This window comes from Geoanaerobacter pelophilus (assembly GCF_018476885.1).
In the GTDB taxonomy this organism is placed as follows: domain Bacteria; phylum Desulfobacterota; class Desulfuromonadia; order Geobacterales; family DSM-12255; genus Geoanaerobacter; species Geoanaerobacter pelophilus.
The window spans coordinates 199679-226516 of record NZ_JAHCVJ010000006.1 but is presented as its reverse complement, the minus strand read 5'-3'; the positions used below and the strand labels follow the sequence as shown (position 1 = coordinate 226516).

General features: G+C 48.2%; 25 protein-coding genes. All 25 read right to left on the bottom strand.

Annotated features, from left to right (window positions below; genetic code table 11):
• Nucleotides 1-4 precede the first annotated feature (4 nt).
• Nucleotides 5-391: a glycine cleavage system protein GcvH gene (gene gcvH / locus KI809_RS15115; protein WP_214172418.1), complete on the bottom strand. Its 387-nt coding sequence runs from the start codon at nt 389-391 to the stop codon at nt 5-7.
• A 3-nt stretch (nt 392-394) separates the two neighbouring features.
• Complete coding sequence (gene accC, locus KI809_RS15110; RefSeq protein ID WP_214172417.1) at nt 395-1735, bottom strand: acetyl-CoA carboxylase biotin carboxylase subunit; 1341 nt, start codon at nt 1733-1735, stop codon at nt 395-397.
• Between the two features lie 9 nt (nt 1736-1744).
• The gene (gene accB / locus KI809_RS15105; RefSeq protein ID WP_214172416.1) at nt 1745-2212 is read right to left on the bottom strand and encodes an acetyl-CoA carboxylase biotin carboxyl carrier protein; all 468 of its coding nucleotides are present in this window, start codon (nt 2210-2212) and stop codon (nt 1745-1747) included.
• Nucleotides 2213-2268: 56 nt separating this feature from the next.
• Nucleotides 2269-3336: a M24 family metallopeptidase gene (locus tag KI809_RS15100; protein ID WP_214172415.1), complete on the bottom strand. Its 1068-nt coding sequence runs from the start codon at nt 3334-3336 to the stop codon at nt 2269-2271.
• 13 nt (nt 3337-3349) lie between these two features.
• Entirely contained in the window at nt 3350-3790 is a 441-nt protein-coding gene (gene aroQ, locus KI809_RS15095) for a type II 3-dehydroquinate dehydratase (RefSeq protein ID WP_214172414.1), read from the bottom strand.
• 7 nt (nt 3791-3797) lie between these two features.
• Entirely contained in the window at nt 3798-4163 is a 366-nt protein-coding gene (locus tag KI809_RS15090; RefSeq protein WP_214172413.1) for a roadblock/LC7 domain-containing protein, read from the bottom strand.
• Nucleotides 4142-5170 (bottom strand): tetratricopeptide repeat protein, encoded by a 1029-nt coding sequence (locus KI809_RS15085; RefSeq protein ID WP_214172412.1) that lies wholly within the window; start codon nt 5168-5170, stop codon nt 4142-4144. Before KI809_RS15085 ends, KI809_RS15090 begins: the two co-directional genes overlap by 22 nt.
• Nucleotide 5171: 1 nt before the next feature.
• Nucleotides 5172-6305, bottom strand: coding sequence for a 3-dehydroquinate synthase (gene aroB / locus KI809_RS15080; protein ID WP_214172411.1), 1134 nt, complete (start codon nt 6303-6305; stop codon nt 5172-5174).
• A 66-nt stretch (nt 6306-6371) separates the two neighbouring features.
• Nucleotides 6372-7553, bottom strand: a complete 1182-nt coding sequence (gene aroC, locus KI809_RS15075; protein ID WP_214172410.1) for a chorismate synthase — start codon at nt 7551-7553, stop codon at nt 6372-6374.
• An 80-nt stretch (nt 7554-7633) separates the two neighbouring features.
• Complete coding sequence (locus KI809_RS15070; protein ID WP_214172409.1) at nt 7634-8266, bottom strand: hypothetical protein; 633 nt, start codon at nt 8264-8266, stop codon at nt 7634-7636.
• A 25-nt stretch (nt 8267-8291) separates the two neighbouring features.
• Complete coding sequence (locus tag KI809_RS15065; RefSeq protein WP_214172408.1) at nt 8292-11066, bottom strand: type IV pilus secretin PilQ; 2775 nt, start codon at nt 11064-11066, stop codon at nt 8292-8294.
• A 12-nt stretch (nt 11067-11078) separates the two neighbouring features.
• Nucleotides 11079-11699 (bottom strand): pilus assembly protein PilP, encoded by a 621-nt coding sequence (locus KI809_RS15060; protein WP_214172407.1) that lies wholly within the window; start codon nt 11697-11699, stop codon nt 11079-11081.
• The gene (locus KI809_RS15055) at nt 11680-12285 is read right to left on the bottom strand and encodes a type IV pilus inner membrane component PilO (protein ID WP_214172406.1); all 606 of its coding nucleotides are present in this window, start codon (nt 12283-12285) and stop codon (nt 11680-11682) included. The genes KI809_RS15060 and KI809_RS15055 overlap by 20 nt, the downstream gene beginning before the upstream one ends.
• 62 nt (nt 12286-12347) lie before the next feature.
• Nucleotides 12348-12929: a PilN domain-containing protein gene (locus KI809_RS15050; protein ID WP_214172405.1), complete on the bottom strand. Its 582-nt coding sequence runs from the start codon at nt 12927-12929 to the stop codon at nt 12348-12350.
• A complete protein-coding gene (gene pilM / locus KI809_RS15045; RefSeq protein WP_214172404.1) occupies nt 12923-13978 on the bottom strand; it encodes a type IV pilus biogenesis protein PilM in 1056 nt (351 codons plus the stop codon). Before pilM ends, KI809_RS15050 begins: the two co-directional genes overlap by 7 nt.
• A 20-nt stretch (nt 13979-13998) precedes the next feature.
• Nucleotides 13999-14199 (bottom strand): helix-turn-helix transcriptional regulator, encoded by a 201-nt coding sequence (locus KI809_RS15040; RefSeq protein WP_214172403.1) that lies wholly within the window; start codon nt 14197-14199, stop codon nt 13999-14001.
• Nucleotides 14200-14494: 295 nt separating this feature from the next.
• The gene (locus KI809_RS15035) at nt 14495-15109 is read right to left on the bottom strand and encodes a pilus assembly PilX N-terminal domain-containing protein (protein WP_214172402.1); all 615 of its coding nucleotides are present in this window, start codon (nt 15107-15109) and stop codon (nt 14495-14497) included.
• A gap of 14 nt (nt 15110-15123) precedes the next feature.
• Nucleotides 15124-16407, bottom strand: coding sequence for a PilW family protein (locus KI809_RS15030; RefSeq protein WP_214172401.1), 1284 nt, complete (start codon nt 16405-16407; stop codon nt 15124-15126).
• Nucleotides 16408-16420: 13 nt separating this feature from the next.
• Nucleotides 16421-16831, bottom strand: a complete 411-nt coding sequence (locus KI809_RS15025) for a type IV pilus modification PilV family protein (protein WP_214172400.1) — start codon at nt 16829-16831, stop codon at nt 16421-16423.
• Nucleotides 16809-17327 carry a GspH/FimT family pseudopilin gene (locus KI809_RS15020; RefSeq protein ID WP_214172399.1) on the bottom strand — a complete coding sequence of 173 codons (519 nt, stop codon included), beginning with the start codon at nt 17325-17327 and terminating at the stop codon, nt 16809-16811. Before KI809_RS15020 ends, KI809_RS15025 begins: the two co-directional genes overlap by 23 nt.
• A 39-nt stretch (nt 17328-17366) precedes the next feature.
• Entirely contained in the window at nt 17367-22508 is a 5142-nt protein-coding gene (locus tag KI809_RS15015) for an Ig-like domain-containing protein (RefSeq protein WP_214172398.1), read from the bottom strand.
• Nucleotides 22505-22807, bottom strand: a complete 303-nt coding sequence (locus KI809_RS15010; protein ID WP_214172397.1) for a hypothetical protein — start codon at nt 22805-22807, stop codon at nt 22505-22507. The genes KI809_RS15015 and KI809_RS15010 overlap by 4 nt, the downstream gene beginning before the upstream one ends.
• Before the next feature lie 47 nt (nt 22808-22854).
• The gene (locus KI809_RS15005; RefSeq protein ID WP_214172396.1) at nt 22855-23661 is read right to left on the bottom strand and encodes a DsbC family protein; all 807 of its coding nucleotides are present in this window, start codon (nt 23659-23661) and stop codon (nt 22855-22857) included.
• 207 nt (nt 23662-23868) lie between these two features.
• Nucleotides 23869-25245 carry a sigma-54-dependent transcriptional regulator gene (locus tag KI809_RS15000; protein ID WP_214172395.1) on the bottom strand — a complete coding sequence of 459 codons (1377 nt, stop codon included), beginning with the start codon at nt 25243-25245 and terminating at the stop codon, nt 23869-23871.
• On the bottom strand, nt 25232-26833 hold the full coding sequence (locus tag KI809_RS14995) for a sensor histidine kinase (protein ID WP_214172394.1): 1602 nt from the start codon (nt 26831-26833) through the stop codon (nt 25232-25234). Before KI809_RS14995 ends, KI809_RS15000 begins: the two co-directional genes overlap by 14 nt.
• Nucleotides 26834-26838 lie beyond the last annotated feature (5 nt).

The following is a 26838-nucleotide window of genomic DNA, read 5'->3' as shown; positions in this document are numbered from 1 at the left end:
CGCGTCATTCCACTTCTGCTACATAATCCTGATAATCATCGGCGCTCATCAGGAGGTTGAGTTCTTCCTTATCGGAAAGCTCAATCTCGACAAGCCAGCCGCCATCGTAAGGATCGTCATTGACCAGTTCCGGAGCATCATGGAGTTCCTCGTTGTAAGCAACAACTGAGCCTCCAACCGGAGCATAGAGGTCTGCTACCGTTTTTCTGGCTTCTATGGAGCCGAACGAGTCGTCCTGCTCAAGATCATAGCCAACATCCGGGAGCTCAACCGAAGTAATCCCTCCCAGTTCGATCTGGGCGTAATCGGTAATCCCCAGAACCGCCCTGTTACCTTCAACTCGCACCCAAAAGTGCTCTTTGCTGTATTTCAACTCCTCAGGAAAATCCATCGACTACTCCAATACGATACGCTCAAGGAAACCGGTATCAATGTTCCCTTCTATGAAGTCCTTGTTGGCCATGATCCGCTTGTGAAAAGGTATGGTCGTTTTTATACCATCGATTATATATTCGTCAAGTGCTCTGGCCATTCTGCAGATAGCATCCTCTCTTGTCTCAGCATGAACGATAAGCTTGGCAATCAAAGAGTCATAATGTGGCACTACAGAGTAATTGGCGTACACGAACGAATCCACACGCACCCCAAGTCCTCCAGGCGGATGGTAGGCAGTGATCCGGCCCGGACAAGGCGTGAACTTTACAGAGTCCTCGGCATTGATGCGGCATTCAATGGCGTGGCCATTGATCTTGATATCGCTCTGTTTGTAGCGAAGCTTGTGACCTGCGGCAGAGCGGATCTGTTCGCGAACGATATCGACGCCGGTAACCATCTCTGTCACCGGGTGCTCAACCTGAACCCTGGTGTTCATTTCCATGAAATAGAAATTATTCTGTTTATCGACCAGGAACTCCATGGTACCGGCGCTGCTGTAACCGACTGCCTTTGCAGCCCTGACAGCGGCTTCGCCCATAGCTTTCCGAAGTTCAGGGGTGCTGATGGTAGATGGCGCTTCCTCAATCAGTTTCTGATGACGGCGCTGAATCGAGCAATCACGTTCTCCGAGGTGGATCACATTGCCGTGCTTGTCGCCGAGAATCTGGATCTCCACATGGCGAGGCTGCTCGCAGTATTTCTCGATATAGACTTCCGGATTGCCGAAGCCTGACTGTGCCTCAGCCCTGGCAGTAGCAAAGGCATTGGGGAGAGTCGCCGGAGAATGGACAATCTTCATCCCGCGACCACCGCCACCGGCTGTAGCCTTGATAATTACCGGAAAGCCGATCTGCTTTGCGACTTTTACCGCTTCATTGACATCATGGACACCTTCCTTGGTGCCTGGAAGGATCGGCACGCCCTCTTTTATGACAGCTTGGCGGGCACTGATCTTGTCCCCCATAATACGCATGCTCTCAGCAGATGGGCCAATAAAGGTTATGCCGCATTTTTCGCAAATATCGGCAAATCCGGCATTTTCTGAAAGGAAGCCGTAGCCGGGATGGATCGCCTCGGCATCGGTCAGCTCAGCCGCGCTGATGATGGCGTTTATATTCAGGTAGCTTTTCAGGCTCGGAGCCGGACCGATGCAGACACTCTCGTCTGCCAGACGGACATGAAGCGATTCGCGGTCAGCATCAGAGTAGACAGCGACGGTTTTTATGCCGAGTTCGCGACAGGCGCGGATTACACGGAGTGCAATTTCGCCGCGATTGGCGATTAGAACTTTATGGAACATGTGTGACTCCTAGGCTTTTTCGACAAGAAAGAGGGCATCGCCGAACTCAACCGGCTGGGCATTCTCCTTACAAATCTTGACGATCTTGCAGCGGTATTCCGCTTCAATTTCATTCATCAACTTCATCGCTTCAACAATGCACAGAACCTGGCCTTTTTCGACGACCTGGCCGACCTCGACATAAGGGGCGGCATCAGGCGCCGGTGCGCGATAGAAAGTGCCGACTATCGGTGAAGTGATGGGATCACCTTTCTCGGCAACCGGTGCGGCAGCGGCTGCAGGAGCCCCAGCAACCTGGGGATGAGCCGCAGCAATTGCCTGAGGTGCTGCCATGACCTGAGGTGCCTGCACATGAACAACTTCCGTGGATGTCCCACGTTTTATCAAGATGCGCTCTTCCGGATTCTCGATCTCAAATTCCGTTATGTCCGTCTCTGTAACCATCTTTATCAACGTTTTAATATCTTTGATATCCATACTTTCTCCTTTTCACATGGCAGCATCAGCTGCCTCACGCTCAAAATCCGCGGTGCTTAAAGCACCCGCAGTTCCTTGGAAACCTTTGTCAATAAACGGCAACCCGATGCTTCGACAACCACCGTATCCTCGATTCTCACGCCACCTAACCCCGGAACATAAATACCAGGCTCGATCGTGAAGACCATCCCCTCGGCAGCAATCTCATCGCTTCTAAAAGAGACCAGCGGCTTTTCGTGCACCTCAAGGCCAACGCCATGGCCCAGGCCATGCCCGAAGAAAGAGCCAAACCCTTTCTCCGCAATGAAAGAGCGGGCAATCCTATCCAGATCTTTAAGAGGAACTCCCGGCTTCACCGCGTCAATAGCCCTGTCATGGGCTTCCTTAACAATCGAGAAGATATCGAGGAGCTGCGGATCGGGACTGCCCAAGGCAACAGTTACAGTTTCATCCGAATTGTAACCGTTGCAAATAGCGCCAAAATCAAAAGTTATCAGCTCTCCCTGGCAAATGACCCGTTCGCTGGCACGACCATGCGGAAGCGCGCCCCTCTCCCCCGAAGCGACAATAAAGTCAAAAGCCTTGTCATCTGCCCCCTGTCGCCTCATGGCAACTTCCAGTTCCAGGGCAAGTTCCCGTTCTGAAATTCCCGGCCGGATCAAGGGTAAAATGGATAAAAAAGCTTCGGAAGCCAGAGACGCTGCCGTCTCCAGGAGTACTATTTCCTCGTGGCTCTTGATCCTCCTGATATCGGCGAGCTCATCCTTCAGTGCAACAAACTCGACTTCAGGGAGTTTAGCTTTAAGTTCGTCGTAAACCTCAACCGTCAGTTGAGAGGCAATAAAACCGATACGCCTGCAACCACAGGCGGAAAACCATTCCACAACGGCATCAAGTTTGGACCGGTATTCCGCAACAGCAAAACCTGAGACCTCACGGCTTGCCTGTGTGGTGTAACGCGAGTCGGTGAGAAAACAGCCGGCGTCCGGCGTTACCAGCAGAACACCATCGCTTCCCGAAAAACCCGACAGGTAACGGATGGACTGGAGAGATGTCACCAGGAGAGCATCAATGGAATTTCGCTCCAAACACTCCCTGGCCGAAAAGATTCTGTCTTTTAGCATAATCAATGGGGGATTACAATCTCAATTTAATATGGCTAAAAATTGCGCGAAGCCCCAACAGATAGCTATCTACACCGAATCCGGAGATCTGGCCGACAGCTACAGGGGCAATATAGCTCTTACTGCGGAACTCTTCGCGGGCATGGACATTTGAAAGATGTACTTCAACAACAGGAATCGCCACGGCAGAGACAGCATCGCGAATTGCAACGCTGGTGTGGGTGTATGCAGCCGGATTTATCAAGATGCCGTCGCAGTCAGTCTTGGCAGCCTGAATGGCGTCAACAATTCCGCCTTCGTGATTGGATTGCACGAAAGCGACTTCAATGCCAAGTTCTCCTGCAAGGGCTTGCAGAGCGGCATTGATATTCGTAAGGGTAGTGTTGCCGTATATTCCCGGCTCGCGTGTGCCAAGCAGGTTAAGGTTCGGACCATGAATTACCAGAATCTTCATAACTTCCTCAATCCTGAAGCATGTCTCTGAAGGCTTGCGCATTCAGTCTTAGCAGGTAGCGTCCGAGGCCGAAATTCCCCTCTTTCTCCAAAAGAAGAACCATGAAAAACTCTTCGTTCAAAGCCCGGATCACCACTCTCAACTCTCCGGATGTTATGGAAACCTCCTCCATCCCGCCGGTCTTAAGGACATCAACAGTTCTTTTAATCTCCTTCAGTAAAGTGGCGTACTCTACCGCCAGCAGTTGCACATCAAGTGAGGCATTAGGGCGAATGCTCTCGTCGATGGGGATGCCGTCATAGCCCATTATCAGGGCACCTATGGCCCCATCGACCTGTTCGACTATTTTTTTCAGTCTCTCCCGGAACGACATTCTCTAGCCCTCCTTATATTATCCAGCCATCCCTGAAGCAGAACGACAAGTTCGTCGGTGCCCTCTGTATTAGGTGATGGAGTCTCATCAGAAGTAACAGCTGCGCTAAAAACGTCAGCAAAACCGGCGGCCTCCGGTTCAACGACAGAAAAGGCCTCATCTGGCGGCTCGAGCACTGATGAAGATTTGCTCTCGGCAAGCAACCGCTCCAACTCTTCTATTCTTTTCCGATGGGCCAGGTTTTCCGGACTGGCCGCAAACAGTTCCTGATAAATATCGAGCGCTTGCTCAAGGTGCCCCTGGGTGACATAAAGCTCGGCTATCGTGGCGGTCCTTATGCCAACAGGATAATCGACCGGATCGTCTAAAGAAGTTTGCGCATCATGATCCGGTATAAGAGCAGGTGGGAAAGGCTCCTGTTCGGCAAAGAAGGACGGGCTTCCCTCAAGCTCATCCAGTTCTTCAACAAGGTCAAGAGTCTCCAGCTCCTCGGCATTCTCCTCAGAAGCATCCAGTTCGACCATAAAGCTAACCGCGCCAGTCCCACCGGATTCAAGCGGATCTGACACGTCCTGACGATTCGACGCAGCCGTTCTCTCCAGAGACTCCAACAGCAGCCGACTCTCGGTATCGGCAGGATTTAATGCTAAAAGCGCCTCCAGGGAATTCTTTGACAGGTCATAATCACCAAGATCCATGTATATCTGAGACAAAAGTTTCTGGGCGAGTATATTCTCAGGACTCAGCGCCACTACTTTCTGTAAGGCATCCAGGGCCTCAGGGTTCATCCCTTTGTCCAGATAGGCCCTGCCAAGAGCCATATACCCGCCAAAATACTGCGGGTGCAAGGCAGTTCCCTTCAAGGCCGTTGAAATGGCGTCATCCAGCAGACCGGACTTGCGGTATAACTCAGCTAAGGGAGCAAAACAGTAGGAAGCAGGGTCCTTTACAAGCGTGTCTTCGAATTTCTTGATATCCGTCCAAAAAGAAGATTCGTTTTGCGCCATTTTACCCCCCTATGCCGGATGCCGATAGAAGCGGTTTTAGATCTGTCACCCGTTGGAAGCTGAAGCTGCCGATCCCCTTGTTACAAACAAAAGTTAGACCACCATCGCGCGCTTTCTTGTCCCTGACAAGAGACGCTATGTACTCTTCGGAAGTAAATTGAGGAGCGACTGTAGGCAACCGCAGCCTGCTGATCAAAGCCTCAATCCGGGCAGTATCCGCCGAGGAAGCAAGCCCCTTTTGCTCAGAAAAGCGGGCTGCTGCTACCATGCCTATGGCTACGGCCTCGCCATGAGCATATTTGCCATAACCAGAGAGTGACTCGACTGCATGACCAAGGGTGTGCCCATAGTTGAGGACAGCACGTAACCCGGCCTCGCGCTCATCCTTACCTACGACTTCAGCTTTCAGGCTGCAGCACCGGGATATGAGGTGCTTAAGAGTTTCCGGTTCCCGTGCAAGGACTTCATCCACATGACTCTCGATATAGCAGAAAAACTCACTATCCAGGATAACGCCATATTTGACAACTTCGGCCAGACCGCCGATAAACTCACGCTCAGGAAGGGTAGAGAGGGTATTGACATCAATCAGCACGAATTTAGGCTGATAAAAGGCGCCTACCAGATTCTTCCCTTTGGCAAGGTTTACCCCTGTTTTGCCACCAACGCTGCTGTCCACCTGCGAGAGCAGTGTCGTCGGCACCTGCACAAAATCGATACCACGCAAAAAAGTGGCAGCTACAAAGCCGGCCAGGTCACCGACTACGCCTCCGCCAAGAGCAATAATCACTCCACCCCGGTCCATACCGGCATCAACCAGATCGTCATAAACAGCTGCGACTACTTTAAGATTCTTAAACTCCTCACCATCGGGAATCTGGGCTGTTGCGACAGTGAACCCAGCAGATTCAAGCGACGTGATTACCGATTTGAGGTAATAACCGGCAACGGTCGGGTTGGTAATAACAACTAGCTTCTTGCTCAAGCCCAGATCATTACAGACCTGCCCGAGACTCGACAAAGTACCACTGCCGATGCTTATTCCGTAACTCCGCTCACCCAGGGCAACATCCACACTCAGTGACGGCGCTGTATTAACATCTGTATTATTACTCACTGGCAGGATTTTAGTCATAGTAAAATTCCAAAAGCAGATGATTGACACTAAGCATATTGGTTAAGAACTGCGGCGACTAATAGTTCAAAATGAGCGTAAGTATTCTATGTAGCTGCGATAATTCCGCTCGATCTCCTCCATGGAGTCTCCGCCAAACTTTTCTTGAAAGGCATTGGCAATCTCTATCGCCACCATGGCTTCGGCAACAACCGCTGCAGCTGGCACAGCGCAGGTATCGGAGCGCTCCACAGTGGCCTCAAAAGGCTCCTTGGTAAGGATGTCTACCGACTTGAGCGGTTTGTAAAGAGTAGGAATCGGCTTCATCGCTGCCCGAACCACGATCTCTTCACCGTTGGAAATGCCTCCCTCGATGCCACCGGCATTGTTGGTCTTGCGGTAAAAACCGCTGGATTCACCATGGGCCACCCGGCTCGATTCGTAATAAATTTCGTCATGCACTTTTGAACCAGGGTTGCGCGCAGCATCAAATCCGCTACCAACCTCAACCCCCTTGATCGCCTGAATGCTCATCAGTGCCATTGCCAGACGGGCATCAAGCTTCCTGTCCCACTGCACATGGCTGCCAAGACCTGGGGGCACGGCAGTCACCACCACTTCAATAACGCCGCCAACTGTGTCACCGGCATCCTTTACCCGGTCGATCTCAGCCTTCATCTGCGCTTCCGCATCGGCATCACAGGTAAACAGTTCGGACTTTGCAGCAAGTTCACGCAGAGCTGCAAGCGGCAGGTTCTTGCGTTCAGCCTTAATGCCAGCCAGTTCAGTGACGAAACCGCTGACCTCTATATTGAACTGCGCCAGCAGAGCCTTGGCAACTGCCCCCACAGCAACGCGAGCGGCAGTCTCGCGTGCGCTTGAGCGTTCGAGGATGTTTCGCACATCGCTATGATTATATTTCATAGCCCCCGGCAGGTCGGCATGACCCGGCCTGGACCGGGTCACCCTGATCCGCTCATCACGAAACCGCTCATGCGGAGACATCTTCTCCTGCCAGTTCTCCCAATCCCGGTTCTGGATGCCAAGAGTAATCGGTGACCCGATGGTTTTACCCCAGCGAACACCTGAGAAAATAGCTACAGTATCTTTTTCGATAAGCATTCTGCCGCCACGGCCATACCCCATCTGACGGCGGGCAAGATCGGTGTTTATGTACTCCTCGGTAAGAGAAAGCCCGGACGGAACCCCTTCAACAATGGCGGTCAGCTGCGGCCCGTGGGATTCTCCAGCGGTAAGAAATCTGATCATTTACTGGTTCCTTTGTAAACAAACGCCAGGGAATTCACCCTGGCGTAAATGTTAATATGATGGCTAAAAAAACCTCTAACTTATTGTAGCACTACACTAAAAGATGTCGACTGTCGTGTAGGCGACGCGTCTGTGACAGTCACAATAACTGTACCAGTTGCATTTGAAGCCCTTGTCACAGAAACTGCGTTCCCCGAGACAGAAACAGTGGCAAGTGCCGCATTGCTTGATGATGCAGAATATGGAGTTGTACCACCAGATATCGCATTTTGCTTAATTGTAGGTGCCGGTTCGGTATTTGTGAATGTAATAGAAGAGGAGGCAACAGATAAAACACCCAAAGCGGGTACAGAAACTGATTTAGTATCTTCAAGACCTCCGGAGCTTGCGACAATCAGAAACCCCTGTGGGGTTAGTTGTTGCGGCACAGTCCACTGACAGCCAAAACTGCCATTTGTTGGTGTTGTGTCTGAAAATGTGCTTATGATAGTATTTGTAGCAGTATCGATAAGCTTAAAAGTTATAGACACCCCGACAAGATTGCTTTGAGAAGGATTAGAGTATGTGGCTGTAGCTCCTACCTGATAAGTGCCGTCACCATTGTTAGTCGCAAAAGGAGTACCCAGAGTAAGACTTCCAACTTTGCCATCATCTCCACAACCAAAAAGAGACATGCAGATAAAAACTAAAAATATAATCCTCAACAATTTCATCTTTCCTCCTATATACCTATATATATCAAATAATTCTCGGTGTTATAAATATCAGCAATTCGGTTTTGGTTTTGACCTTGGTGTTGGATTTGAAAAACCACCCGAGCAGCGGGATATCCATGAGATATGGTACTCCGGAATCGGATTCGGTATCGCTGTCCACATAAATACCGCCGATAACTGTTGTTTCACCATTTTTCACGAGCAGTTCCGTATTGGCTTCCTTCTTGTTCACTGCGGCAGTTGCCCCGGATGGTGCGGTACCCGGCGCATCGTTCTTGGCAGTGATCTTCATGGATATGGTGCCATCGGGAGTTATGTGCGGCGTAACCTCCAGAGAGAGGGTAGCATCGACTTTATCCTGTTTTGTTCCTTCTGCTGAAGTCGAAGGGAGATAGATTGCCTGGCCTTGGGAAATCTTCGCCTGCTTGTTATTCAAGGTGACAACCTTCGGGCTGGAGACAATCTTTACCAGACCGGCGTTGGCTGCAGCAGACAAACGGAGATCAAGCTGGATATTGCTGGTCAGTTTCCCGAATGATAGCCCCATGGATGCGCCGGATGTGCTGGAAGAGTTAAAACCTGAAGTAGGTGGGGTGATCCCTATAACTCCACCCCAACCGGTGTCAATGCTGTTAATGCCGGCCATTGATGCCGAGCCATCCTTGTAATGGAGCCCCCATTGCACCCCGAGATCGCGAGAGAAAGTTGAGGTTGCCTCAACAATGCGAGCTTCGATAAGCACCTGCTTCTCAGGCATATCTACATTTTTAAGCAGGAATTTCATTTCTTCAATCGCTGGCTGGACATCCTTTACTATAACCCGATTGGTGCGACCGTCTTTAGTAATGACCCCTCGCTCACTCCTGATCTTTTCAAACTGAGCCTGAACCTCACCAATATCGGCAAAGTTTACATCAAAGATTTCAGTTACCAGCGGCAAAGCACGTTCCTGAGCTTTCTTTGCTTCCTGCTCTTCAATCTGAGCGCTTTTGAACTTACCCTTAGGCTTGATCTGGACAATGTTCCCTTCACGCTTCATCTCAAGATTTTTGGATTCGAGAATAACGTCCAGTGCCTGATCCCAAGGAACATTGACCAGCTTGATACTGATTGTGCCGGTTACGTCGTCAGCAATAAGGAAATTGAGGTTACTGACCTCGGCAATCAACTGGAATATTTTGCGCACTTCTGCATCGGAGAATTCGAGTGAAACTCTGCGGCCAGTATATTTCTTTTTAGAAACCACCTTCGGAACAAAACTATTGGCCTTGTCGTCGGCCAGGATTTCAACCCCAGTCTCGCCGGCAAGCTCATTTTCTGATGGCTCTCCAATGAAGGATTTCTGGGGTTTAACATCGCCGGACAAAAGCTCCGGGACATTCTTATCCACTTTTGCGGGAGGCAGTTTGGTATTCTTAAACTCCCACACATATTTTTCACCGGACTGAGTTAGCTTATTGGGAGCATCAGCCCTGAGCTGTACGATAAGCCTGGTGTCATTGCTATTTTTTCTCTTGATGCTGAGCGGGGTTATGCCTTGAACAACACTCGGAAATGACCCTGAATCTATGAACCGCTGGAGTTTACGAGAGATCTGGCAGTTTTTGAATGTTAAGGTCATCCCTTTAGCGACCTTCACCGGTCGCCCCGGCTCACAGGAACCACTAACGGTTACCGTAATTAGTGAATTATCGCCCTTGACCTCAAAATCAATCGCTTCAACAACACCGGCTCCCCTTGATTTGAGATTTTTCTTTACGGTAGTTGCTTCAGTTTGAGCTGGAGGAACTTCTGCAATTGGTGCTTCTTTTACCTTTGATTCATTTGACTCACCAACCGGAGAAAAGATCACTTTCAGGCCGGCATCGCCAGTTGTCACCTGACTCGGCAGTAACTTGTCTTTTGCGGCATCAAAAACAAGACGTACCTTATCGGGATTAATACCAATCCTCACCTTGCCGACGCCAAAGGAATTAAGATCGATAGCTTGGGCTTTTATCGACGTTTTCGCCCCGAAGACATCAACTACAAGCCTGTCTGGCTTGTTCATCCTGAAACTCTTGAATGAAACCTGACCCTTGATCTTGATTTCAATTGAGTCTTTTAAAGCTTCGACCGCTGTGACCTCAATTACTGCACTATCTGACTTTTCAGATGCGACAAGTGTGGCTGCGGGAGATGCACTCTGGGCGTTAGCTTCATTTTTACCAGGTTGAGCATCGGGAGAAGCAGCCGTTTTGGGAGACGCAGGAGCAACAGCAGCTGTAACAGCAGGGACCACAGGTGCACTTTCAGCAGCTTTTTCCGAAACCTTTACTTCATCCTGCTTTTGTTCTTCGGGCTTTACAGACTGGGCCGCTTGGGGCTTTGTAAATGCAATAACAAGGCGGCCTTTATCTTCCGGATTCGGCGTTACGGTAAACTCTTCATCCGCAGCAAGAACGATCTCGACCCTGCTCAAAAAACCTGCCCCGAAAGTATGTTTGGTGACATTGATCCTCTTGATAATGCCGGCATTAACTTCCATGTTTTTCGGCAGTTCTCCGGCATCAGCCTGAGCAAGATCGATCACTGCCCGATGCGGATTTGATGTTTTATAATAAGTGAATGTCAGTGCTCTATCCGCAGCAATCTCAACCTGATAGCCATCAGGCGAAGCATTGATCGCTTTAAGCAAGGCAGGAGAATCCGCCCCTTTGTCAACCGCTGCCGAGGCCAATCCGGTCCATAACGCCAGGATCATTCCCACGACGGTCAGTGCATGAGTGAGCAGCTTACTGAACGGATGTTTTCTCATCTGACTGTCTCCTTACTTTTTCTGAGGCAGAACAAGCCGCACAGTACGTTTACGAAGTATCCCATTATCATCACGGAACTGTTCGAGAACCTCTACGGCATTATTCGAGATTTTTGTTATACGGCCATTGTTGTTACCCAGCAACATCCCAGCCTTGACCACATACCCTTTGCGATAAGGATCCACAATCAAGGCGCGATTTTCTTTAAGGCCGGCAATGATTCCAGCAAGCATGAACTTGTTAACATCAAAGCTCTGTATGGGAAGGGCATTTTGATTGGCCGATGTAACTCCTTTTTTAACAGGCATTACAGGTTGGACAATGAAAGGCTTGAAAGGGTCTTTTCTGTTGGAGAAATCTATTTGCGACTCATTGATTGCGACACGCTTGATTGACGAACTCTGCTGCTGAATCGCTTTAACCTGTCCTTTTGAAGAAGATGGCTGTTTTTGAACACCCTTTGCCACAACCCCACCTGCAGATGTCATTTGCTTTTGCACAACCTGTTGTGCAGGCTTGGCGGCCTTGGCTGGAGAAGGCGCGGCGTTCTCCTCCTTTTTGCATCCAGTAGCTCCAGCTATTAAAGCCAGTAACAGGAAGGCGATCTTGAGACTATTTCTTCTTCTTGTCATCCTTGATCTCTTTCTTGTCCAGGAATCGGAATGTCGTTGCAAGACAGGTGACACGCAGATTAGTACGCCCCTTATCCTTGTCATATTTGATGTCGGCAAAGTTCACATCTCCAATATTGACGATTCTTGGGAGATTGCCCACAGCAATGAAAAAGTTGGCAATATTCATGAACCCACCGGAAACTATTATATCAACAGGAACTTCTGCATAAAACCCTTTGGCGACTTCGGGCTTTGGCCTAAAAAGCAAAAAATCCAACCCTGCCGCTTTCCCGACATTGGTTATACTGGTCAATAGGGATGGGATCTCTTTCTGGTTCGGAAGCTCGGTCAGAGCGCTATCAAGGTCCTTTTGAAGCTTTGCATATTCAGCTCGGTACTTAGGTAACTGATCCGCAATTTTTTTCTTCTCCTGAACCTGGTCATGGATCTTAGCCAGAGTGTCCTGCTGGGCCTTCAACTCTTTTAACTTTGGCTGTTGAAGGCCGAAAAAGAAGCCAGCGCCGATAGCGATAACTACCAGTAGAAGAATAGCTAACTTCTGTTTGGCTGGAAGCTTCAGAATTTTTTCAATATTCGGATCCATAAATTATCCCCAAAGAAATTATCATACGGATAAGCCATCTCCAGTGAGTTGGAAGCCGTTGTTTACTTCTTGGGAGCACCTCCATCCTTAGGGGCAATTGATTGAACCGGCTTCAGAGTGCAAATAAGTTCAAATCTCTTTGCTTTTACGCCAACAACTTCATACTGCTCTGACACCTGGAGTTCAACATTAGAAAAATCGCCGGTTGCCATAAGGTTGCGCATCAACTCGGCAATCAGTTCTTCGTTGTATGCAACGCCAGCCAATGAAGTCGCGGCACTGCTTTCGACATATTTTGTCAGCCATACTTTTTCGGGTATGGCATCGCATATATGAGCAAGCCTGCTTGCAGGCCCGGTCTTGTTTTTACGAAGCTGATTGAGAACATCAAGTTTCCGTCTCACTTCGTCCTGGAGTTTCTTGATGTTATCGATTTCGCCTATTTTAGTTTTCAGAATCGCAATCTCTTTTTCAGATTTGCCGATTTCCTGCTTTGTGGCCGCAATCTTCGCTAGGGTAAGCGAATAAACGCTTATGCAAGCAACCAAGCACCCAGCTACAACAAGCGCGAAAATAAGAACCTGCTGTTTAGCAGTCTCTTTCTTTTTATTTGTCCTGACAGGGAGTAGATTAATTCTTACCATTTATCCCCGGACCTCCTTGTCGCCAAGCCAGTAACAACTGTCATTAACGGCGCAATTGCCTGAAGGTATTCAGGGTCAAACTCTTTCTCGCTAAATTTAATTTTCTGGAATGGATTCAATATCTCAACAGGCATTCCAAGACGTTCACTCACAGCTTCGGCAAGTTTAGAAGTCTTTGAACAACCACCGCTTAAAAACACCTTGGAAATTTTCCCATCACTTGCATTTGAGTTATAGAAGTCAAGCGATCTGCGAATCTCTATCGCCAGGGTGTCGTTGATCCTGTCTATTACGTCACTCAGTCGCTCAGGCTCCTGAATGTCACCAGTGAGCTTGACACGCTCTGCATCATCACGTGATAAAGCAAACTGTTTCTGAATCTCTTCTGTATAAAGATTACCGCCCATCTGAACATCACGGGTGAACAAAGAGATCCCACCCCTGACTATATTAATGTTCATAATGCTGGCGCCTACATTTATCAGGGCATACACTTCGTCGGGGTCGGTATCATAATTAAACTCAAATATATTCTGAACAGCAAAAGAATCGACATCCATTACCACAAGTTTCAACCCGGCCTCGCTGAAGACTGTGGTGTAGTCATTAATTATGTCTTTTTTGCTGGCCACAAGCAGCACGTTCATTTTTGAAAGGTCATTCTCGTCCTGGGCAAGCAGCTGGAAATCAATATTAACATCGTTGACATCAAAAGGAATATACTGTTCGGCCTCCCACTGAATCTGCTCTTCAAGCTCTTCTGGCGGCATTGCAGGAAGCAATATTTTCCTGATAATGACCGAATTCCCTGATACAGAGCAGGCGATCTCCTTATCTTTAATATTGAGGCTTTTTATAAGGTTCTTAACACTCTCCACGATAGATGAGCTGTCCATAAGGGCATTATCGACAATTGCCTCAGGAGGTAGGGGCAGCAGCCCGAGATTCACAAGGCTGTAGCCATTTTTCTGCTGTTTTAGCTGAACAAGCTTCACGGAACTGGAACCTATATCAATCCCGAGAATGTCCTTTTTTCGTTGGAATAACATGAGCTTTTCCTATCCTGGGATTATTCCTGAAAAACCTTGTCCTTTTCGGCAAGAGAAAAGCCGAGCGCCAGTATTATCTTTCTCTTGGTCTCCACTCTGCATTCCTTCCCGTCTTCAATGCGATCAATGGTGACCGGAGATACCCCGGCAAGTCTCGATAACTCAGCCTTGCTCATCAACTTAGCTTCTCTGATTTTTTTTACGCTGTTCTTACTTTTCATGCCTGTTCCACCATATATTAAGACATTTCCTATATTTAGCGGAAATGTACCGCATTTTCTACAATTGTCAAGAAGTTTAATATAATTATATGTTATTGTCATACTATTTCCATAAAAGTCCAACAAACTGCGACAATTTATTCATTCCATAGAATGAGTCAATAAAGTGCAATTCTTTTGACTTCACGGATAGGGAGGGACGTCGTCAATGAGAATATGAAGAAGATGTTTTTTTTATCGGCGGGCAGGTGACATTCTTAAATCAATATTTTGCAACTAAACCTCTAACGAAGTATCAATAAGCATACAGTGCCGAGATATTGGCCTGCTCCCTGGCATTTGACGAACGCTCCCCCTGAACCTCGACCCGGTAAAGATAGGGGAAATGCTGTGGAGTTAGAATGGGTGAGCTCTCAGCAACCCCAGACCCTTCAAGCTGCAGTCCGCTTAGATCGGAATTCCCTGAAACCGTATCAATTATCTTTGCGTAAACTTTATATGGATCTCCTGCAGTAGCTTGAAGGGTAAAACTCATATCAGGGCTCTGTCTGGGACTCATTGCTGAGCTGCAATCTGATGGCCACTGTGCTATGGGTGTTGTAAGTTTAGCTTGAAGACATGTTTTAGTGGTTGCAACTTGAAGCCCAATACCGCTGAAACCGCTCTCCACCTGTGATACAAGGTTTGTTTCAGAATAGTTTCTGAGAATCATCGGCAAGATATCTTTCATGGCAACCTCGGTCCCGCCATGAGCAGCCTCCATCGCTGTACGGTACCTTTTTTGCGCTCCAGAGAGCTTTGCCCCAGAGGTTATCATGGTGAGAAGAGCCATAATGATCCCCAAGGATATGAGGGTAAGCATAAGGGCAGTAACCAGCGCCACACCCTGCTCATTTTTCAGGAGTTTCATATCGGTCCCGCCTATCAATTATTGCTGGTAAGATTCTTTGGCCGGACTACAAGTTTATATACCTTCCAGCGGTAATTTCTCATGCTGTTTCCCAAGGCGTAGGTGCGGCCAAGCGTCGATTCACCGGTATCAAAAAGCTGGTAGCTTGCAGGGCTGGTGTAATTTGGGTCCTTTTTGCCATTCTGGGCCAGAATAAACACCTTGACCAGCTTGAGACTTGTCCGAATACATTCCGGCGCTGCGGGATATCCAGGCTGTTGCGCGTCTGTCCCTAAACATCCCTTCACTTCAGCAATTGATGCCTCACCACTAACCGCGCCACCATCAGCTCGGGAATAGGTATCGATCAATCCATCAGTGCCAGATGCTCCTCCACTTTTAAGATCCCACCCGTATATCACCTGCATATCGGCTATGCAATCCATTAGAGGTAGGGAATAATTGGTTTTCCCATCTTCTTGATTAATGTTACCCTTATACAAGATCCCAGTGTTTGGAGCGCAAGAGGCCGGCATGCTTTTGGCTTCAGCGGGGCGCAGAACAAAGTAGTCTGTCCTGTTGAAAGGCATGCTGATGTCATCTAAGTCTTTTGCCGCAATGCCATAGATGAAAAAAATATCATTTTTAGTAGACGGATTAAATGCAACCGGCGTTAGGAATCCTGTTGGATCATAAGTAAAAGAATAATAGAGATTTGAGGTTACACTTGGAAGGATATCTGGATCTAAAACAAGCTGATTTACATATTTACCATTGGTAAATGCCCGTCTCAAGGCAATCACCCAGTCATTTTTGACAAAGTTCTCCCCTGATGATTGCCATGCATGAGGTTTAGGAGAAGTTGAAGAATAACTAACATATGTCCATTTTTGTGATGCTGCTGACTTTGCCAAGGATGTTCCACGAAGAACTAGATAATCCGAACCTGTCACTATATTGCCGACGCCAGTGAGATCGTTGCCGGACATAATAGCTCTCGGTATCCCGCTTGGCGCATCATTGTAATCTGAAGCAGGAGAATCCTTGGCCTCCTCGTACTGTGGATCATTAGCAGAAGCAGTGCCATCAGAGTTGACAAAGGCATAAGGCAGCCCAAAACCTGACTGCTGCAAGTCATGCCTAAACTGCTCCAGCCCTACGATTCCTTCAATATTGCTCTCTTCGCTCTGCATCAGCTTTGATGTCTGCAAAAGTATCAGGTTAAAAGCATCTGTTGTTATCATGATGACGAAAATAAAGACCGCCATCGACACAATCAGTTCAACCAGTGTAAAACCTCGGTCGTTTCGTAAAGTCATAATGAGCCCGTTACTACTGTATCTTTGAAATAAGGGTCGAGGCACCATGCTGGAACCTGTCTTTCTTGTATCTCCAAGCCACCACAACATCCACTCGCTTGGTGTTATCTGTCACAGAACTGCCTACTTTAGTCACTGAGTAGTTCCTGAAACCATTCATAACTTTTTGGGAGATCAAAAGCTTGCTCGTCACTGTTGAAATCGCAGCAAACCCGGCTGTTGTGCCACCCTTAGAAAGCTCGGTTGCAAGCACTGAATCCGCCACCATTGCCCCCTCCAAACGAAGCTGATTGGTCATATTATGGCTTATGGCAAGATTGACCGATTGCAACAGGGCAAGGATGCCAAATGTGAGAATAACCAGCGCAACAAGAAATTCCAGTAAAGTAAACCCCTTAGAATCAGAACTGACAGGTGTTGTCACTTGCCACCCTCCCCATGTTTATCCTTGATGCCGAAACAACAATACAGTTCTGACTTGCTTCATTGCCAAGAGGATTCACAACCAAAGTTGTCCCAAAATCAGTAAAACCCCTGATATCAAACAGGATCATTTCATTAGCATAGGTTGTTCCGCCCTCCTTGGTAATCGCGTTGGGAATGGCTCTGGTTACAAGCGTCCTGCCTGCAGTAGTTGGCTCATTGGTAGTAAAATTCTTAAGCGCGTAACTATTAGTGTTCAGTATCACCGCATGCCTCTTCTTTGTGTGAATTGAATCTATCCTGGCGCTATTGATATCGGCGTACATTTCTCGAGTTTGGTTTTCAATCCCAGATTTGACCCTGTAGTGCCTGAAATTGATCGTAGCAATTGAAAGTAATACTCCCATGATTGCAATAACGGTAATCAACTCTACAAGAGTAAATCCAGATTCTCCGCCAGACGATTTATTATAAGATAGGAAAATGTGCCTAATCATTGCCAGCCCCTGGAATCAAAATGCTTTTAAGGCGTTGTCCTATTTCTCCATGATATGCAACAGTTTCTTCATCGGTTGTGGGTTAGTGATAAGCGCCAGCCCCTGAGAAGCAGGAGGAACTCCGGAAATTTTCTCGTTGAGCCGCCGTCCCTCGTATCCTTGATGACCGACAAGTGCCCCTTTTTGCTTGAAAGCTTCCCGGAGGGTCAATTCAGCAAAAGCACCGGTTGAAACCTGCAACAACGCTTTTCCTTGCATCGCAGCAGATGGCGGCACTCCGCCAGTATTGTATTTAACCGCCCAGACCAATGACTCACCGCCGAATTTGCAGACATTGGAACTCGGTTTGAACGTGGTAAAGAAAACTGCACCAGATGGCGTTGCTATTGGGTCGGTAATCACCCGCTCTGAATAACTATCGACCCCTGAGGCTTCCAATTGAATCTTCCAGCCGGCAGCAGTCGCGGCAAGAGTGCTGGCAGGCGCTGTTGAAGCGTCACCTGTCTGATCCACCAAAGACTCAGTTACCGTATCGGTACAGGTTGGGTCAAAACGATTACTGGCACCACTGGCATTGGTCTTCGGAGTATGCGCCTGCCTGTTGTTAGTTGAATAGCAGGGGTCTTTGATGCCATAAAGCTTCTGCTGTACTGCAGAAGGATCGTCCTGCTTGAAGAAATATCGACCAGTCCCAAAGTAAACCCACAAAGAATAATTATTCCTGTCCTGAAGTTTTGTAACCGATGAAGTCACTGGGCCGATACCGTTTATCAGAGTGGAGAGCTGCCATTTTGTAGGATCAGGGTCTTCCTTTGTTGACAACCTGAGGACCCCCCCCTTGGTCCAGGTATTCGGAGTTACAGATGTATCCTTCTGCACATACCCGATGTAAATGACATCATCGCTATAGAAACCGGAAAGTGAAGAGCTGTATCGATCGGTATCGACAAAACTTGTAGAAAGGGACCCAGCAAAAGCCTTTGCTATCCCAGTGTCGATTGTATGAAGAAGCGTACCTGTCCGGAGATCAACAACAAACAGCTTGAGATTCTGATCGGATTGTCCCTTGAACTCCTTGGTTGCCGTATCAATAGGACCTGTGGGACCGGAAGCGAAAACGGCAAACCATCGCCCGTTCTTGTCATGATTTGGGGAACAATAAACTTTTGGATCTGCAGCCAACCCATCTGCAGGGCTACAGGTATCAGGAGATTTGGTTGAGACTCTTACAATTGCTGGGCCGGTGGTTGAAAAACCAAGTGCCCCCCTGGCCGCTGCGTGAGATGTGGTGTTGGCATCTGCAGCGATTTCAGCACTCGGAAATTCCCACATATATTTCGGTGATTCCGGGTCAGTAACGTCAAGTGCAAAATAGGAGGATAAACCATTCCCAGAACTAGGCGTTTTAACACACCCCTCACCTGCACAAGCTCCTGAAGAATCCCTGCAGGCACCCCCAAGCCCCATACCTCCCAGTAAGACAGTCCGCCATGTAGATCCATTTGCGGCTTTAGTTTTTTTCCAGTAATCGGTATCGGTGCCGTCCGTTCCAATGCTCGCATCAAGCAGTGATGCTGTCTTGTCTACATAATACAAGTGACAGTAATCTTGCTCCTTCAGGTAGGCAAGATAAGGCAAAGCATTACGTGGGACATAACCCCACATCTCTTTGCCGAGTTCATTATCGGCAGTCGCTGTGTTGTCTGAAGTATCAACCAGCTTGGCTTTTTCGGTTGTACCGTTAATTTCTTTGAGAATGCCGAGTTTGAAGGCATGAAGCATACCGTCGTTGGCACCAACAAAAACCATTCCACGCTGCTTGTAGGTAGTTGAAGCCGCAAAAGCAGCGTAACTGTTATCTGCATACCCTGTTGGCGCGGCGAGAGAATAGTTGTTCATTCTGATACTTGAAACAAGCTTCGGAGTTGAGGAAACTATGTCTCCCAGGCGCCAGACCGATGAACTGTTAACGCATGTTCCGGGAGAACATTCACTATCAAGACTGCAGTTCTTTACGCGATTGTTGCTGCATGTTTTTATAGTTACTGTTCTTGATCGTGCTCCGGCCAGATCCTCACCACTTACATACTTGACTATATCCTGTGCTACGGTTTGATTGGCGGCCTGCAAAAGGGACTGGACATCAGTATCCGTCGTAAGCAACGATGAAAGGGTTGCAAGCTTGGAAGTAGCGCTATCATATCCCAGTCCTGAATGAGTATATATAGTCCTCGGCCCCTGCTTTCCGTCAGCGCGGGTAAGATCTCTTGCCCAGAGCATTCTGCCAGCCCGCCAAATGCTGTTGACATAATCCGGCGAAATCGTGTCTATCGGGGTTGAGGAATCAGCAGAACCATCCCCATCAGCATCTTCATAGCGATTAACCTTTGTCTGGTTATCAGATGTGTCAAAGTAAAATTGAACAACCTTGTCACCTTCAGGCGGACTCGCTGACGGTGTCGTCTTTACTTTCAGGATAAAGTTTTGATCAGAATCTTCTCGAATCGAAGTTTTCTGTAGGGCTGGATCCACATAATACCAAAGGTTCTGCATTTCACCGATCCAGCTTACGTCTGATCCTTCCACAAAGGCTTTCTTCGGATAAAATACCGCCTGTAGAAGATTGGCCCCGCTCCCCTCACTGTTATTGAGGATTGATGCCGCTGTACCGGAAGAAACTCTTGTCAGAATATCGAGCAGCGCCCCTTCAAGCACTCCCGGCAGTTTGCTGCCATCTTGCGCCTCATAGTAAGTATCAGGGATATTATCATTATTCTTATCCCATTCACTTTTCAGATCTGGCTTGTCATTGCCGTTCGAGTCATCAAACCCCCCATATTTGCATGTTTTCTGCAAAAGATCCCTGCCAAGATTTGAGTCGTCAAAAGCAAATACGGCATATATTGTGAGGTTCTGTTTATCTGCAATATCGCTCTTACCCATGGTGGAGGTTCGTAAATCAGTAATGTGCGCCCAGTAAGCCACCGCTTCGAGGTAATAGGAACCATCGCTAGTATTGGGCGAAGTGGCCCACTGGCTCGCATATCCTTCATTCGCGGCAATCTTGTCCATGTATGTCTTTACATTAAATGTATAAGGTGAAGGATTATCATCCGAAACCGGCGTGCCCCAGTTCCCTCCGGGCAAATTCTGATCCTTCGTTGATTCACCGTCGGTGAGAATCAGGACAAAGTTTTTCTGACAGGCGAAGGTAATAGGGTCTTTACCGTTATAGGTTCCTCCGTTAAACATGCTGGTGGTTGCCTGGAAGTATCGGGTAGCTTCATAATAAGTCTCGGCCAAGGGAGTCCAGGTCGTCGGATTGGTATTCTCAACCTGTGTCACCAGATTGGTGCCGGATGAACCGATGTCAACCGACACATAGCCGCCATCTTTAGAGTTATTCTGGTTGTCCTCAAACTTTGTGCCGGTGTTAAAAAACATGATCCCAAAGTTGATCCTGTCCACCATCTTGATAATCAGACCTTCTTCTGGAGGGTTATCACCCACATATACTTTGACATTATAAGTATTTGCCGCGTTACTGGATGAACACTCGGAATTATTGCCACAAGAGTAAATCTTGCCGTTGTCAATGACATAATAGTTATTCACATACCTTTTGTAGTAATCACGGTCAGGGTTGTCATGAGCCAACACATAATTTGCTGTTGAGGCAGACCGTGGAGATATCTTCCCTCCCACCAGCACCTTTCGGACAAGATCGGTTCTCCGCATTGTCAGCCAGTTAAGGAAATTCCCTGACCAAAAGCTGGTTTTATCGATTGCGGCAGCAGAGTTGATCTTGAAAAACCCGCCAGAAGTCGTGTCGTACTGAAACATTTTTGTCGAATCAAAATAGCCATAATAGGTTTTTCCGGAATCATAGCTAGTGTCGTAGTTGCTGTCGCCATACCCCTTATTCTTGTACGCAAACTCATTCATACTCCCTGAGTTATCAACCATCAGCAAGACATTGGGCTTTACCGCTGTGTTCGCAGCAAAAGGTGGAACCTGACAGAAATTGCCCATACCTGCCGGAGGGGTGTTTTGAGCTGTCGTAAATGAGGCAGTGTACGCAGCCTGCATTGCGTTACCGGAGAGGTCTTTCGCGGCTGTTGAGACCGTCACCGTGTAGGTCGTCGAATACGCAAGCGGGGCCGACGGCACGAATGTAGCTTGCATTGTGCCGCTGGAATCGTAGGTAACAGTACCGGTAACACCACCATTGACCGTTATTGTAGTAGCCGGTGAATTGATTGTTGCCGGGTTCATCTCTTCGCTGAATTTAATAACTATGTCCGTTGCAATAGATACCAAAGTTGCACCGTTAGCAGGGGTCACGATACTGCAGGTAGGCTTTGTAGTATCGCCGGCAACCGTCTTAAACGAGAATGAATACGGCTGGCTGGCGACATAATTCCCGTTTGCATCTTTCACGTTCTTTACCGTAACGGTATAGGTCGTATTTTGGGCTAGGGCGGATGAAAAAGTAATCTTGGCAATGGACTGCCCGGCATCATAGGAGAGTGTCCCTGCTACGGCAGGGGATATGTAAAAATTTGCCGGATTGATAACAGAGTCAGCATAATTAGCATCTGCAGCAGTTGAAGCTATCACCTGTTGGTCGAACTTCACTGAAACCGACGGCTGGTTGAGCGGGATGTTGATATCATTGTTGTTCGGATCAGTATCAATGATTTTTGCAGCAGTAGGAGCAGCCCCGGCCGTTTTAAATGTCACAAGGATATTGGAATTACCTAAACCATCACCGTTATCGTCTTCGATACTCTTATTAATAACAATTTCATAAACAGTGTTTGGCAAAAGGTCAGTCGACGGGTTTGCCTTGTACCAGTTACTCTTTTTTGACCCACTATCGGGATCAACCCAGCTACCGGACCAAGTAGACCAACGCGTGAAATCCGAAGAAGTCAAAAGATTTGCCGTTGTCCCTTTTTTCCTGAGTGTAATTCGTAACTGATTATTGTGATAAATTTCGTCCCACGGTACGGTAACGCCGAAAGTAAAGTAAATATTAACGTCAACGGCAACAGGATTCAGAAAAGACGGGTCATCCGCTGGAGTTGTGGTTACCGTATTGGTTGCAGCGTTAGATAAAGACGACAACAGTAGTGATAACGTGAGTACCGAAAAAAGGACAATGATCAGACGCTTCATTTCGGCACCTCCTTGATGGTGATCATAACAGCCCTGTCACCCTTGGCAGTAACGCTCAGCCGCGTCCCAGGGAGTAACTTTTCCAGTCTGGCTGTACCTTCACGGGAAGACACTAGAGTGTTCTTATTGACATCAAATCGCTCAGTGGTCCCTTTTTGATCCATAACAGTCAGGGTATTCCCTTTAAAACTGACCAAGATGCCATAAAAAACAGACTGATCTGCAGCTGAGCTAATTGCCGAAAACAAGGGGATGGACAGGAACAGAACTACCAGAATTACAACGCTGTATCTTTTCATAACCTTGCTCTCCTTAACCTTTCTCTTTAGGCCGAGAAAACATCTAACTACTTCTCAATCTCTCCATTTACAAGCTGCTTAATCTTGGCAGCATCGCGAAAGCCGCTGACTATACGCCCGTCCGGTAGCACCAGCGTAGGCGTTGCAGCTATGCCCAGCGATTGGCCAAGTTTAATAGATTCATCAACTGGTTCTTTTGCATCCTTAGGCCCGGGCGCTGGCAACTGTTCCCCGGCAAAAGCCTTATTGAGCAGATATGGCGCGTCCCCGCCCAGTATGACCCTCGCCTTGTCATAAGCGCCGGGGTGCATCTTAAGTGGAAACATTTTCACATAAATCGCCAAGTCGGGCTCCATATAGATCAGCTTGATCAACTCCATATGCAGTTTGGAACAGAACGGACAATCGGGATCGGTAAAAACAAACAGTCGCTTCTTCCCTTCAGGATTTCCGAGAACAATCGAATACTTTGTCGGCAAGGAGTTTATATCCACCTTCGCGGGGTTTGACTGAGGAAGCTGCGGTCCATCAACCACTTGCTTTTTTGTTTCCAGAGAAAAGATCGTCCCGGCAATCAGGTGTTTTTTTGCATAATCGACATAAGCGGTTCCCTTTTTGCCCTGGCTTTCCAAAGCAACCTCAAAAAGCCCTCGCACCGGTGAATGCTTAACAGAAAGGACTTTACCTACTCCCTCCACGAGCTTGCTTGCTTCATTCAAATCCAAATTATGGCACTTCGCACAATCTTCGCCAGAGTGGCCCGATCCGCCGGAACAGCTCTCGTCCAACTGAAGAGCAATCGCAGATGCGACAGGGAGCATCAATAAAAGTCCAGCAATAATCACTCGCTTCATAGTCTACCTTTCGTCATGAATCATAGAAATATTGAGTATTTATTTATAATGAGTGATAAAAAATTAAAGCAATTGAAGTGCCACATCAACCAAAGAGAGCATTAGCTTGCATTTTCTACAGGTTATTTAATGCGCATACAGTAACAGTAAGAATTATACCGCAATATTTGCATAGCGTTTCCATCAATACTACGCATTAATTTCACACTACTCAATATTGTATTCTTTAAGCTTGTACAGTAGCGATCTGTGGCTTATCTCAAGCATCCTTGCTGCGTGGCTTCTGTTACCACCAGTCGCTTCAAGAGCTCGCCGAATAAAAGCCCTTTCAAGAAGTTCGCCGGCGCGTTTTAAAGAAATACAGTCAGGGGGTATGACTTCAGGCAACTCCCTGGCATTAATACGACGAAGCCTTTCAGGCAAGCATTCGGGGCCAAGAACAGTGCCGTCACACACGACTACCCCGCGTTCTATGGTATTTTCCAGTTCCCGGACATTGCCGGGCCATGGGTATTCCAAAAGAAGCTGCATGGCACTCTGGTTACACCGGATGCCATTCTTTCCGAATTTTTCCCCATAGCGGCTCAAGAAATACTCTGTCAAAAGCGGAATATCCTCTGTTCTCTCTCGGAGCGGCATGAGCGTGAGCGCAAAGACGTTCAATCTGAAAAAAAGGTCCTCCCTGAAGCGCCCCTTGAGCACATCCGCTTCCAGATCCCTTGAAGTGGCAGATACGACTCTGACATCAACCTTTTTTGACGATGACGCTCCGACCTTCCTGATCTCCTCCTCTTGTAGCACCCGAAGCAATTTCACCTGAAGCGACAAAGGCATCTCACCGATTTCATCAAGGAACAGCGTCCCACCATCAGCCTGCTCGAAAAGCCCTGTTTTGTCACTGAAGGCATCGGTGAAGGCGCCTTTAACATGACCGAACAGCTCGCTTTCGAGGAGGTTCTCAGGGATTGCGCCGCAGTTTACCGCGATGAATGGCCCTTTGCGCCGAACACTGTTGAAATGCAGCGCCTTGGCGATCAGTTCCTTTCCGGTTCCTGACTCCCCAAGAATGAGAACAGTGGTTTTGAAGTCACAGACCTTCTCGACCAGAGAGAAGATTTCGAGCATTCGAGGATTCTTGCTTATGATTCCGGAAAAACAAAACTCACGAGTTACCGCCGCCTGGAGCTGGCGGTTTTCCGTTTTCAGTCGCTCCCTCTCTTCGGCCTTCTTGAGCACCAAAGCGATCTCATCACTCTTGAACGGCTTGGAGATATAATCGTATGCGCCCAGCTTCATGCACTCAATGGCCGAATCGACCGTGCCATAGGCAGACATCATGATAATTGTTGCCGGATCCCCTGATTGCACAGCCTTGCTTATAAACTCAGTCCCGTCGACCACAGGCATCCTGATATCACAAAGCACAAAATCAAAGCGGTCACTTCGCATCAGCTCCAGCGCTTCGCTACCGTCAGACGCCAGCTCCACCGAATAACCGAGCTTTTGGAGCATTACCTTGAGCATATGGCGAAGATTTTCCTCGTCGTCTACCACCAGAATACGTTTGCTTTCAGGAGATTTCATGGTTCTCTGAGCCTCCGGTTGCCGGGACCGGCAAATAAATACCGAAACAGCTCCCCAACCTTTGATCGCTGGTCACGGTTATGCGCCCGCCAAATGAATCAATAATCCTGGCAGCGATGGACAACCCCAGGCCTGTGCCCTTCCCGGGCTCTTTTGTGGTAAAAAACGGATCGAAGATCCGCTCCAGGTTCTCTGGCGAGATCCCGGAACCACTGTCATGAATATCGACCCTGAGCATTTTGTACGTATTCCCTAAGGTAAAGGTGCTCTGAAAGGCTGAGCCAAAGTCTTCCTTGCGCCTCCCCATAAATCTGCCTGAAGGTGATTTAGCGCTCCTCCGGTCAATCTGTTCTTCAATCCCGGCTTTAATCTCTATGCGCCCTCCCGATGACATCGCGTCACGAGCATTTAAGAGCAGGTTGATCAGCACCTGCTGAAACTGAAACCGATCAATATACGGCTCAGGAAGCGGTTCAGCCACAGAGAATGATACAGTTAGACCTTTCAGTGCGCCCTGCCCTTCCAGCAGCGCAACAGTCTCCTTGATAAGTGACGGTATCTCCACCGGTGCCAACTGACATTTCAGAGGTCTGGCATAATCCAGCAGATCACGGACAATTCTGTCAATCCGTCCTGCTTCTTGCTCGATACGCCGGGAATAGTCCCTTTTTTCCGGGTCAGTGGACAATTCATCGGAAAGGATGCCGGCATAGCCGATTATTGAGGCAAGAGGGGTGCCGATCTCATGCGCGGTACCGGCGGCCAGCAAACCTATGGATGCCAGTCTTTCGGAACGGATAGCTTCTTCTCTGGCCTCTTTAAGCTGGCGGTTTACCTCTTCCAGTGAGCTGACATGCTGCCTCACCTCTACCCGATTGTTGCGTAAGGTCGTTACCATCGCATTGAAGGAATCAGAAAGGTCTGCTATTTCAGCGCTGCCTGGCACATGAACCGTCTGCCCGTAATCACCTTTGGCAACCCGCTCTATTGCAGCATGGAGATGCCGCATGGGCGCAACGACACTTCTCCTCAGAAACACAAACCCCATACCAAGAAGCAACAGAAAATCCAGAACAAAATAGGCCATAAGAAGCCGTTGTGACCTGGCAAGCCGTTCATGTTCGCCAGACAGAGACAGTGTCAGGCGCGCTGCGCCGATGCAGAGATCTTCATGCAGGATGGGCGCATATACATGAATCTCACGGGCACTGTCGCCCAAGAGATACGACCCGGCACCGGATTTGATGGTATCCGCCAGCTTCTGATCGATGCCGCGTTTATCATCAACCGCGTAAACAGCTTTGCCATCATGATCAACCAGCAGCAGACCGGCGAAATCAGGAATGCCCTGCAGGGACCTGGTTTTACCGGAAAATCCTGATTCGATCACATTACTCAATACAAGGGGATAAGGGGCGGAATTTAGCATTGTTGCAAGAAGAGCGCTCCCCTCCTGCCCCTTCATAGAGTAAAGATCCTTTTTGGAGAGGCTTAAAGAGATAGCCCCGAGCAGAAGCCAGTTCAGCAACAAGATTGAGGACAATACTGCCAAAATGGAAAGAGTGAGGCTTGGCCTGAAGCTTTTCATTTGGG

What these genes read in the sequence shown, in the direction of transcription:
- gcvH (WP_214172418.1), bottom strand. Translation starts at nt 391, where the DNA reads ATGGATTTTCCTGAGGAGTTGAAATACAGCAAAGAGCACTTTTGGGTG.
- accC (WP_214172417.1), bottom strand. Translation starts at nt 1,735, where the DNA reads ATGTTCCATAAAGTTCTAATCGCCAATCGCGGCGAAATTGCACTCCGT.
- accB (WP_214172416.1), bottom strand. Translation starts at nt 2,212, where the DNA reads ATGGATATCAAAGATATTAAAACGTTGATAAAGATGGTTACAGAGACG.
- KI809_RS15100 (WP_214172415.1), bottom strand. Translation starts at nt 3,336, where the DNA reads ATGCTAAAAGACAGAATCTTTTCGGCCAGGGAGTGTTTGGAGCGAAAT.
- aroQ (WP_214172414.1), bottom strand. Translation starts at nt 3,790, where the DNA reads ATGAAGATTCTGGTAATTCATGGTCCGAACCTTAACCTGCTTGGCACA.
- KI809_RS15090 (WP_214172413.1), bottom strand. Translation starts at nt 4,163, where the DNA reads ATGTCGTTCCGGGAGAGACTGAAAAAAATAGTCGAACAGGTCGATGGG.
- KI809_RS15085 (WP_214172412.1), bottom strand. Translation starts at nt 5,170, where the DNA reads ATGGCGCAAAACGAATCTTCTTTTTGGACGGATATCAAGAAATTCGAA.
- aroB (WP_214172411.1), bottom strand. Translation starts at nt 6,305, where the DNA reads ATGACTAAAATCCTGCCAGTGAGTAATAATACAGATGTTAATACAGCG.
- aroC (WP_214172410.1), bottom strand. Translation starts at nt 7,553, where the DNA reads ATGATCAGATTTCTTACCGCTGGAGAATCCCACGGGCCGCAGCTGACC.
- KI809_RS15070 (WP_214172409.1), bottom strand. Translation starts at nt 8,266, where the DNA reads ATGAAATTGTTGAGGATTATATTTTTAGTTTTTATCTGCATGTCTCTT.
- KI809_RS15065 (WP_214172408.1), bottom strand. Translation starts at nt 11,066, where the DNA reads ATGAGAAAACATCCGTTCAGTAAGCTGCTCACTCATGCACTGACCGTC.
- KI809_RS15060 (WP_214172407.1), bottom strand. Translation starts at nt 11,699, where the DNA reads ATGACAAGAAGAAGAAATAGTCTCAAGATCGCCTTCCTGTTACTGGCT.
- KI809_RS15055 (WP_214172406.1), bottom strand. Translation starts at nt 12,285, where the DNA reads ATGGATCCGAATATTGAAAAAATTCTGAAGCTTCCAGCCAAACAGAAG.
- KI809_RS15050 (WP_214172405.1), bottom strand. Translation starts at nt 12,929, where the DNA reads ATGGTAAGAATTAATCTACTCCCTGTCAGGACAAATAAAAAGAAAGAG.
- pilM (WP_214172404.1), bottom strand. Translation starts at nt 13,978, where the DNA reads ATGTTATTCCAACGAAAAAAGGACATTCTCGGGATTGATATAGGTTCC.
- KI809_RS15040 (WP_214172403.1), bottom strand. Translation starts at nt 14,199, where the DNA reads ATGAAAAGTAAGAACAGCGTAAAAAAAATCAGAGAAGCTAAGTTGATG.
- KI809_RS15035 (WP_214172402.1), bottom strand. Translation starts at nt 15,109, where the DNA reads ATGAAACTCCTGAAAAATGAGCAGGGTGTGGCGCTGGTTACTGCCCTT.
- KI809_RS15030 (WP_214172401.1), bottom strand. Translation starts at nt 16,407, where the DNA reads ATGACTTTACGAAACGACCGAGGTTTTACACTGGTTGAACTGATTGTG.
- KI809_RS15020 (WP_214172399.1), bottom strand. Translation starts at nt 17,327, where the DNA reads ATGATTAGGCACATTTTCCTATCTTATAATAAATCGTCTGGCGGAGAA.
- KI809_RS15015 (WP_214172398.1), bottom strand. Translation starts at nt 22,508, where the DNA reads ATGAAGCGTCTGATCATTGTCCTTTTTTCGGTACTCACGTTATCACTA.
- KI809_RS15010 (WP_214172397.1), bottom strand. Translation starts at nt 22,807, where the DNA reads ATGAAAAGATACAGCGTTGTAATTCTGGTAGTTCTGTTCCTGTCCATC.
- KI809_RS15005 (WP_214172396.1), bottom strand. Translation starts at nt 23,661, where the DNA reads ATGAAGCGAGTGATTATTGCTGGACTTTTATTGATGCTCCCTGTCGCA.
- KI809_RS15000 (WP_214172395.1), bottom strand. Translation starts at nt 25,245, where the DNA reads ATGAAATCTCCTGAAAGCAAACGTATTCTGGTGGTAGACGACGAGGAA.
- KI809_RS14995 (WP_214172394.1), bottom strand. Translation starts at nt 26,833, where the DNA reads ATGAAAAGCTTCAGGCCAAGCCTCACTCTTTCCATTTTGGCAGTATTG.